A 1,304-nucleotide genomic window follows, 5' to 3' on the forward strand; every position below is an offset into this window, starting at 1 on the left:
GGTCTGTCCCTGAGGTATCCCCACAAAATTGGCCTGCTGCGGTCACTCGGCGAGCAGTGCATCATGGTCACTCGCGACCCATTGGCTGGGCGGCCCGATGGCCTCGACCAGCTCGGCGATGGTCGTTCGACAGCCTTCCAGCGTCAGCAGCAACCGGGCCAGGAACAGTAGCGAGTAAGCGCGACGCTTGCGGCGGCCCGGTCGCAGGCTCTCATGCACGCCGCAGCGCTCGGCGGCCGTCCCGATCAGCCACAGCAGGATCGCCGCCAAGGAGGCGATCAGCACCAGCACCGTGTAGCGACCAGCACCGCTCGAGGCGCGGCACTCCAGCCCTTCGCCGAAGAGCTGGCTCTTCATGTCCCGAAAGCTCAGCTCAATTTGCATTCTCTGGCGATAGACCTTGACCAGGCGCGGCGCCGGCCAGTCGGCGAAACACGTCGAGGCGACCAGCAGCCACGGCTCACGGGCATTGCGGGCGGCTTGTAGGCTCTTCTTCGAGCGAGCGCGCGCGCTTCCCCGAGGCCGTTTTGTCCCGGCGTCCTTGCTTGGGCTTGCGTACCAGCACGAAGGCCGCGCGCAGCGGATGGCTGCGCACCCACTCGCCGATGCCGAGCGCGGTCGGCGTCTCGGTCGCCTCGGCGAACACACGCTGGCCGCTTCTCCAACGAGACTTGAGCTTGATGTAGTCGCGTCCACGCACCCGCCCGACCCAGCGCCAGCCCAACCGCTCGACCTCGCGGTAGAACGGCACCTTGAAGCCGGAGTCGGCGACGATGATCGGCTGCGCCGTCGCCGACAGCAGCGCCTGGAGCCGCTGCAGGAAGCGATGCGGCACCTGGCGATTGCCCAGCTTGCGTTGGGTGTGAACCTCCTCGTACAGCGTCGGGCTGCGACCGCCCACCGGCAGCGAGGCGCGCAACAGGTGCCGTGACTGGTCTTCCTTCAGATCACTCCAGTCGATCACGATCAGCGGCTCGGCCACGCCGGCAAGTAGCGTGCGGCCCAACGCCATGTAAATCCCCCGCGCCTCGCGTTGCAGATGCACGTTGCCCAACAGCCGGTCGGCCCGCTTGATGCGATGGCGCAGCGCCGACCCGCCGCCAAAGCGTCGGCCGATCTCGGTCAGCGTCAGTCGCGGACCACGGACCGCTGCAGCGACGGCTTCGAGCAGCACGGCCAAGCGCCGAGCGTGGATGCCGACCAGCAGCGGCGCGACACAGCGGTGTAGAATCGTTAGGGCATGCATGGGGGGTTTCCGCAGGTTTCGTCGCCCGTTGTGGACCATCAAACCCCATGCATGTTCA

General features: G+C 67.2%; 1 protein-coding gene and 1 pseudogene. Both read right to left on the reverse strand.

Annotated elements, in window-relative coordinates; genetic code table 11:
- Nucleotides 1–42: 42 nt before the first annotated feature.
- Complete coding sequence (locus CKO27_RS23815; RefSeq protein WP_200377392.1) at nucleotides 43–648, reverse strand: transposase; 606 nt, start codon at nucleotides 646–648, stop codon at nucleotides 43–45.
- Nucleotides 575–1,285, reverse strand: a pseudogene (locus CKO27_RS24835) (transposase); the annotation flags it as partial. The pseudogene CKO27_RS24835 and the gene CKO27_RS23815, both read right to left, overlap by 74 nt.
- Between the last annotated feature and the right edge of the window lie 19 nt (nucleotides 1,286–1,304).

Source organism: Thiocystis violacea, assembly GCF_016583575.1.
GTDB lineage: Bacteria > Pseudomonadota > Gammaproteobacteria > Chromatiales > Chromatiaceae > Thiocystis > Thiocystis violacea.